6 protein-coding genes and 1 pseudogene are annotated in these 7650 nt (G+C 71.1%); 4 read left to right on the top strand and 3 right to left on the bottom strand.

Annotated features, from left to right (window positions below):
- The coding region (locus AC1D12_RS18460; protein ID WP_477842107.1) for an alginate lyase family protein at window positions 1-1794 on the bottom strand (1794 nt) is incomplete at its 3' end.
- 128 nt (window positions 1795-1922) lie between these two features.
- Window positions 1923-3074 carry an NAD(P)H-dependent flavin oxidoreductase gene (locus AC1D12_RS18455; protein ID WP_477826013.1) on the bottom strand — a complete coding sequence of 384 codons (1152 nt, stop codon included), beginning with the start codon at window positions 3072-3074 and terminating at the stop codon, window positions 1923-1925.
- On the opposite strand from AC1D12_RS18455, the pseudogene AC1D12_RS18450 reads away from it, so the two are divergent.
- A pseudogene (locus AC1D12_RS18450) lies at window positions 3066-3212 on the top strand (hypothetical protein); the annotation flags it as partial. The gene AC1D12_RS18455 and the pseudogene AC1D12_RS18450 sit on opposite strands and share 9 nt — an antisense overlap.
- A gap of 115 nt (window positions 3213-3327) precedes the next feature.
- On the opposite strand, the gene AC1D12_RS18445 reads toward AC1D12_RS18450, so the two are convergent.
- Window positions 3328-3954: a helix-turn-helix domain-containing protein gene (locus AC1D12_RS18445; RefSeq protein ID WP_477826012.1), complete on the bottom strand. Its 627-nt coding sequence runs from the start codon at window positions 3952-3954 to the stop codon at window positions 3328-3330.
- A 52-nt stretch (window positions 3955-4006) separates the two neighbouring features.
- On the opposite strand from AC1D12_RS18445, the gene AC1D12_RS18440 reads away from it, so the two are divergent.
- From AC1D12_RS18440 to AC1D12_RS18430, 3 genes are all read left to right on the top strand, one after another.
- On the top strand, window positions 4007-5134 hold the full coding sequence (locus AC1D12_RS18440; protein WP_477842105.1) for an NAD(P)/FAD-dependent oxidoreductase: 1128 nt from the start codon (window positions 4007-4009) through the stop codon (window positions 5132-5134).
- A 28-nt stretch (window positions 5135-5162) separates the two neighbouring features.
- The gene (locus tag AC1D12_RS18435; protein ID WP_477842103.1) at window positions 5163-6143 is read left to right on the top strand and encodes a Bug family tripartite tricarboxylate transporter substrate binding protein; all 981 of its coding nucleotides are present in this window, start codon (window positions 5163-5165) and stop codon (window positions 6141-6143) included.
- A 5-nt stretch (window positions 6144-6148) separates the two neighbouring features.
- Window positions 6149-7650 (top strand): amidase (locus AC1D12_RS18430; protein ID WP_477842101.1); only part of this gene is annotated, 1502 nt, incomplete at its 3' end.

The following is a 7650-nucleotide window of genomic DNA, read 5'->3' as shown; positions in this document are numbered from 1 at the left end:
TCCGGTGCCCGTCCCGAAGTCGAACACGCGAGCGTTCCGGGTGGCTGCGTTCCATTTCAGCCAGACCGAGAGCGTGAAGTCGGAGAGGTCCTCGACGAGCTTGTCGGGCAGGCTGACATGGCCGGTGACGCCATCAAGCGAGACGGCGCCGCCCACGCGTCCCGCGACGAAGCTCGCACCGCCGACCAGGGTGCCCGTGTGGCCGTTGCCCGTCGCGTCGGCCGCACTGTTGCCGCTCGTCTCGTCGAACTGCAGCCGCGTGTGCAATTGCAGGTCGGTCGTGGCCGTGACGAAGCCTGACGCGGCGCTCTCTCCGGTCGCCGTCGTCGCGGTGACGACGTAGTACCAGGTTCCGGCCGCGACGTCCGCGTCGGTGTAGGTCAGCAGATCGGCGATGCCGGTGGCAAGCGTCGTGAACGTCCCGCACGCCGACGCCGCGCGCTTGACGTTGTAGCTGAGCCCCTCGGCGCATCCCCACCACGACAGGATCACCGAGCCGGCGCTCGAGCGCGCGGTGAGACCGCTGGGCGCGAGCCCGCTCACCAGCGCATCGCGCGTGCAGGTGAGCGTGCCGTACCCGAGCTGGTCGAAGCCGGTGCTGTTGGGCCCGTAGTTGCCGCCGCCGCCCTCGGGCGCAACCAGCGCCGCGAACTTCTGCGTGTACGGCGCGGCCAGGCCCCTGCGCTTCACATAGTGGTTGAACACCAGCGCCCACGCGGGACGCACCGAGCCCTGCGATCCCGTTGAAAGGACGGCCTGGTCGACGTTGTCGGCATTGTTGTAGGCCAGGTAAGGCACGCCGTAGTAGCTCGTGCCCGACTCGATCAGGTTGGCCTTGGCGACGTACTCGGCGCCGGCCAGGAAGCGGTTGTTGTCGAAGCCGTAGAGATCGATGCCCTGGTTCCAGGCCATCTCGCAGATCGGACCCATCAGCGCGATGCCCAGCGTGTTGTGCGCCTGGTCGCGACCGCTCTCCTGCCATTGGCCGAGGTTGCCGTCATGCAGGAAGTACACGGCCTGCGCGATCGCGCCGTTGCCGGCACCGGTCTTGAAATAGGTGACGGCCTCCTCGAACATGCCGTGGTCGTCGCACAGCACGCCGATCGCCATGATCGCGGCCATGTTGCACAGGTCCCAGTTGGCCCAGTAGTGCGTGATGTCGGCCCCGTTGTGATCCGCGAGGAAGCTGCTGCACACCGGGTAGAACACGGTGCGCATGTAGTTCTGGAACGCGGCGAAATCGGCGGCAGCCCAGCCGGAATAGCTGCGCATGATCTCGGCCGCATTGGCAAACTCGTGGCCGTACAGGCCCGACGCCAGGAAGCGGTTCGAATCACCCCCGATGGCGGTCATCGTCGTCGCCCATGCGTTCATGATCCGCACGGCCTTGTTGGCGCAATCAACGTCGCCGGACACCTTCCAGCGCAGTGCGCAGGCATAGGCCGCGGCGATGTCACGCGCCAGGATCATGTAGTTCTCGTCGTGCGTGCCGTCATTGCCTCGGTAGAGGGTCGGCTGCGGATCGGGCAGGCCCGTCGGGCTCGCGTAGCGGTTGGCCACCAGCACCTTCCAGTCGTCGATCCACGGTGACGCATTCGCGGCGACTTTCGCGGCCATGCGATCGAAGTCGGCCTGCGTGTGCAGCAGGCCCGGGTGCACGAAACTCGCCGCGGCCGACCCGCTGCCGGTCGCCGTGGCGCCCGCAGCGCAGGTGCCGTCATCCGGGCCTGCGGACCCGGCATCGGTGCCGCCCCCTCCGCCCCCTCCGCACGCCTGCAGCGCCAGCGCAGCCATGCTGACCAGGAAGGTGCGCCGGGACGAGGGTGAGAAATCAGCTGGGGTCTTCGAGTCGGCGGGCCGGTGCATCCGAAGAATCTAGGACCGCTCGCCTTCGAAGTCATGATCAAAGGATGATGGGGCCATCAGGCCGATCGGATGAGCGCCTGCGCTTCCTCCATCATTTCCCGCACGATCTCGCCGGCCGGTTGCACCCGCTTGATGAACTTCACGCTCTCCGAGCCGGCCGGCAGCCCCATCTCCTCGAAGTCCCCGGTCGTCTCCGGCGTCGGCACGATGGCGCTGAACTTGGGCATGCTGTAGTTCTGCTTCAGCGTCAGCGGGAACAGCAGCGTGCTGCCGATGACCGCGGGCGGCGGCGGCGGGTTCGGCACCTGCCCTTCCCTGCCGGCCCATTCATCGACGACCCGGTTGCGCAGCACGCGGTACGGCCGCCCGGGGTACTCCGGCCCGAACAGCGTGGTCGTGACCGTGGCGTGCCCCCGGGCTTCGACGATGCGGCGCTTGTACTCCGGATGCGCATGGGCCTCGCTCGACGCGACAAGGCGCGTGCCCACCCAGACGCCATCGGCCCCGTGGGACAAGGCGTCGACCACCCCCTGGCCATCGGCAATGCCGCCCGAGGCCAGCACCATCAACGGCCGCACGGCCTGGACCACCTGCTGCAGCAGCTTGAGCGTGCGCGTGCCGCTCTTGTTGTGCCCGCCCGCCTGCGAGCCCTGGGCGATCACCGCATCCATCCCGACGGCTGCCGCCTCCAGCGCCTGCGGCACCGAGGCCACCTGCATCCACACCCGGGCCCCCGCCGCATGCAGCCGATCGACCCAGGCCCGCGGCGGCACGTTCATGTGGAACACCACCAGGCGCACCCGCTCGACGATGCAGACATCGATGTGCGCCTCCGTCACCAGCGGTCCGAACGCCGAGTCGTCGAAGATGAAATCCACGCCGAAGGGCCGCGCCGTCATGGCCTTGATCGACTGGATCAGCGCCTGCGTGCCGGGCGGCGGCTCGATGCCGTTGCCCAGCACGCCGATGCCGCCGGCGTTCGACACCGCCGCCACCAGCGACGGCAGCGCGACGAAGCCCATGCCGGCACCGACGAAGGGATGGCGCACGCCGTAGCCGCGCGTGAGCCGGGTGTCGAGGCTGGGCGGGTGGTGGCCACCGGAGGACAGCGCGGGCTCGGCCCGGGCCGGCTCGGCAGCCAACGCCGATCCGCCCAGGCCGGACAACAGCAGCTGGCGCCGGCGCTGCGACGCGATGTCATGGCTCATGGAGGCTCTCCCTGCAAGCGCCTCATTCTGCGCACGCCGCGGAGCAGCGCCATCCACACGAATGACGACGAGCGCACCGGCGCCGGCAACGACACCCTGCTGGGCGGCGCCGGCAACGACGTGCTGCGCGGCGACTCGGGTGCCGACCTGTTCCGCTGGGAGTTCGCCGACCGCGGCAGCGCCGGTGCGCCGGCGGCCGACGTCGTGATGGACTTCGACGTCCGGGCCGCCCGACCGGGTTGCGCCTCGCCTCTCACTCCGTCATCACCACGACCACGCGCGCGTCCGCCTTGCCGGTGGACAGGTACACGTGGCCGACGCCGCTGTCGAAATACGCCGACTCCTGGCGCGCGAGGTCAACCACCTCGCCGGTCTCGAAGTGGATGCGCACGCGGCCCGACAGCACCATCACGAACTCCTGCCCCGGGTGGCGGATGTAGTCGGGGAACTGCGCCATCTGCCGCGCGACGATGATGCCGTGCAGCGGCGTCATGCGCTTGGCCGGGAAGCCGGTGGCGAGCATGCGGTAGTCGTAGTTCTCTGCGTCGTAGCGGGGTGCCGCGTCCAGCGTCGTGCGCACGACCACCGGCCGGCGGCCCGCGGCCGGCGCCGCTTCGGCGAGCGGATCGAACAGCGACGCGATGTCCACCTCGAGAGCGCGCGCGACCGCCGCGAACTTCTCGTAGCTCACCGAGATCTGCCCGAGCTCGATCTTCGACAGGGTCGACAGCGCGACGCCCGAACGGGTGGACAGCGCTTGCAGCGTCAGCCCGTGCCGCTTGCGGATGGCCCGCAGGCGCTCGCCGACACGCTCGCGGTCGGGCAAGGCGGCTGCTGTCGTGCGAGCGGGCGGACGACTCGTCGTTCGAAGCTTGGGCATCGTTTCTCTTGCGGGGGTTGCCGGCATGATTCTCGCATGTGAGAATTCTCGTATGAGAGAATTTGACCTCGCCATCGTCGGCGCCGGCATCGCCGGTGCGTCGCTTGCCTGGCAGCTGGCCGCTGAACGCAGCGTGCTGCTGCTGGAGCGCGAAACCCAGCCCGGCTACCACGCCACCGGCCGGTCGGCGGCCATGTTCATGGAGAGCTACGGCCCGCCGGCCGTGCGTGCGCTCACGCGGGCCAGCCGGGCGTTCTACGAGACGCCACCGGACGGTTTCGCCTCCGCCCCGCTGCTGGCGCCGCGCGGCGTGCTCTACCTCGCCACGCACGGCCAGCAGGCCCTGCTGGACGCCATGCAGCGCACGCTGGCGGCCAGCGGCAGCGTGCTCGAGCGGATCGATGCCGGTGCGGCGCTGGCCCGCGTCGGCTGCCTGCGGCCCGACGTGGTGCACGCAGCGCTCTACGAGCCCGGTGCGCAGGACATCGACGTGAACGCACTGCACCAGGGCTTCCTGCGCGGCATGCGCGCCCGCGGCGGCGAGCTCCGCACCGGCGCGGAGGTCATCGCCGCGCAGCGCAGCAACGAGCGCTGGACGCTGCGCCTGGCCGACGGCGAGGCCGTGCAGGCACGGGCCGTGGTCGATGCCGCGGGCGCCTGGGCCGACGACGTGGCGGCCGTGTTCGGTGCGGCGCCGGTCGGCCTGGTGCCGCACCGGCGCAGCGCCTTCACGTTCAAGGCACCCGAAGGCTCGGACGTGTCGGGCTGGCCGGCCGTGGTCGGTGTCGACGAAAGCTACTACTTCAAGCCCGACGCCGGCCGGCTGCTCGGCTCGCCTGCCAATGCCGACCCGACCGTTCCGCACGACGTGGTGCCCGAGGAGCTCGACATCGCGCTGGGCATCCACCAGATCGAAGCCGTCACGACGCTGACGATCCGCCGGCCCGCCAGCACCTGGGCCGGCCTGCGCTCGTTCGTGCGCGACGGCGAGCCGGTGATCGGCTGGGACGAGCACTGCCCCGGATTCTTCTGGCTCGCCGGCCAGGGCGGCTACGGCATCCAGAGCGCGGCCGGCGCCGCGGCGCTGGCCGCCTCGCTGCTGCGCGGCACCGCCCTGCCGCCCGACCTGGTGCAACAGGGCATCGACGTGCACGCCCTGGCGCCGCAACGTCTGCGCTGACCCCCTTCTCCTTCCGAAAGGATCGCCCATGTCGAGAACCACCACCCGCCTCGCCCCGCTGTTCGCTGTCTTGCTCGGTGTCCTGGGATGCGGCCCGGCATGGGCGGCCGGCTATCCCGAGAAGCCGCTGACGCTCGTCGTGCCCTTCCCGCCGGGGGGTGCGACCGACACGATCGCCCGCGTCGTCGCGAAGGGCATGGGACAGCGGCTCGCCCAGACCGTCATCGTCGACAACAAGGCCGGTGCCGGCACCACGATCGGCGCGGGCGCGGTGGCCCAGGCGGCCCCCGACGGCTACACGCTGCTGATCAGCTCCAACACCACCTTCACGGTCAACCCGGYGCTGAAGGCCAAGCTGCCGTACGACGCACAGAAGAGCTTCGAATCGATCGGCCTGATCGGCACCTCGCCGCTGGTGCTGCTGGCCAACCCGTCGCTGCCGGCCCGCAGCGTGAAGGAGCTGGTCGCGCTCGCCAAGGCGCAGCCCGGCAAGCTGGCCTACGCATCGTTCGGCAACGGCACCACCTCGCACCTGGCCGGCGAGATGTTCAAGCTGGCCACGGGCGTCGACATCCTGCATGTGCCATACAAGGGCAGCTCGCCGGCGATGACGGACCTGATCGGCGGCCAGGTGGCCCTGAGCTTCGACACCAACGTGGCCGCCCTGCCGATGCTGCGGGCCGGCCATGTGAAGGCGCTGGCTGTCACGTCGGCGCGGCGCTCGCCCTCGCTGCCGCAGGTGCCGACCGTCGCCGAGGCCGGCTACCCCGGCTTCGAGATGCTGCCGTGGATCACCATCGTCGCGCCGCGCGGGCTGCCGCCCGCCGTGCAGAAGACGCTGGGCAAGGCGCTCGCCGACACGCTGGCGGACGCCGCCATCCGCGCCGATCTCGAGAAGGCCGGCGTCGACGTGTCGTACGAGCCGGGCTCGTTCTACGATGCGCGCGTGGCGAAGGAGCTGCCGCTGCTGCGAGCCTACGTTCACAAGGCCAACATTCCGCTGGAGTGAACACCATGAGCCACGACCCCACGCTGCCCGAGCGTTCCGCCGTCGAGCTGCGCCGCCTGATCGGCAGCCGGCAGGTCTCGCCGGTCGAGCTGATGGACGCCTGCATCGCGCGCATCGAAGCCTTCAACCCCGCCGTCAACGCGATCGCCGCCACCGACTTCGAACGCGCCCGCGCGAGCGCCCGCCAGGCCGAGGCCGACGTGATGCGCGGCGCGCCGCTGGGCCTGCTGCACGGCCTGCCGCTCGGCGTGAAGGACCTGCTGGACACCGCGGGGCTGCTCACCACCCACGGCAACATCGGCCGGCGCGCGAACGTGCCGGCGCACGACAACTTGCTCGTTGCGCGGCTGCGCGCGGCCGGCGCGATCGTCACCGCCAAGACCAACGTGCCCGACATGGGCGCCGGCGCCAACACGCGCAATCCGGTGTGGGGCGCGACCGGCAACCCCTTCGACCCCGCGCTGAACGCCGGCGGCTCGTCGGGCGGCTCGGCGGCCGCGCTGGCGGTCGACATGCTGCCGATCGCGACCGGCTCCGACACCGGCGGCTCGCTGCGCATCCCGGCGGCCCTGTGCGGCGTGGTCGGCCTGCGGCCCTCGCCCGGCCTGGTGGCCAACGATGCGCGGCCGCTCGGCTGGTCGGTCCTCTCGGTGCTGGGGCCGATGGGGCGCGACGTCGGCGACACCGCGCTGCAACTGGCCGCCACCGTCGGCTTCGACGCGCGCGACCCGCTGTCGCATGCGGCGCACGGCGCGTCGCTCTGGCCGCTCGCCGGGGTGGACCTGTCCCGGCTTCGTGTCGGCACGACCGAAGATTTCGGCCTGTGCATCGTCGACCCGGAGATCCGGCGCGTGTTTCGCGCGCGCGTGGAAGCGATCCGGCCGTGGGTCGCCTGCTGCGAGCCCGTCGACCTCGCGCTGGGCGATGCCGACCGGGCGTTCGACACGCTGCGCGCCGAGAGCTTCGTCGCCGCCTTCGCCGACACCTGGCGCACCGCCCCCGAAACGCTCGGGCCCAATGTGCGCGCCAATGTCGAGATGGCGGCGTCGATCACGCTSGCSGACCGCGCCTGGGCGCACCTCGAGCAGACGCGCATCGCGCGGCGCTTCGCGCACGCCTTCGAGCGCTACGACCTGATCATCGCGCCGACCACGCCGGTCACGCCGTTCCCGTGGACCGAGCTGTATGCCCGGCGCATCGACGGCCAGGACATGCGCAACTACTACCACTGGCTCGGGCTGACCTACGTCGTCACGCTCGCGACGAACCCGGCGCTGTCGCTGCCGTGCGGGCGCGACGAACACGGCATGCCGTTCGGCCTGCAGCTGATCGGTCGGCTGCGCGGGGATGGCGCGCTGCTCGCGGCCGCGCAAGCGCTCGAGCACTGCTTCGAGGCGAGCCCTGCGCTGCGCCGGCCGCGGCCCGACCTGCAAGCGCTGCGTGCGCCGCGGCCCGAGCTGAAGAGCATCGTGACGCATCCGCCCGGGGCATCAGACGACAGGGCAGG

The sequence above is a fragment of the Rhizobacter sp. P1_G5 genome, from assembly GCF_056405435.1.
The sequence above is the reverse complement of the archived record's forward strand: the minus strand, read 5'-3'. Positions and strand labels throughout refer to the sequence as shown.

Excerpts from the sequence above, each read along its gene's own strand:
- AC1D12_RS18455 (WP_477826013.1), bottom strand. The coding sequence starts at position 3,074 with ATGAGCCATGACATCGCGTCGCAGCGCCGGCGCCAGCTGCTGTTGTCC.
- AC1D12_RS18445 (WP_477826012.1), bottom strand. The coding sequence starts at position 3,954 with ATGCCCAAGCTTCGAACGACGAGTCGTCCGCCCGCTCGCACGACAGCA.
- AC1D12_RS18440 (WP_477842105.1), top strand. The coding sequence starts at position 4,007 with ATGAGAGAATTTGACCTCGCCATCGTCGGCGCCGGCATCGCCGGTGCG.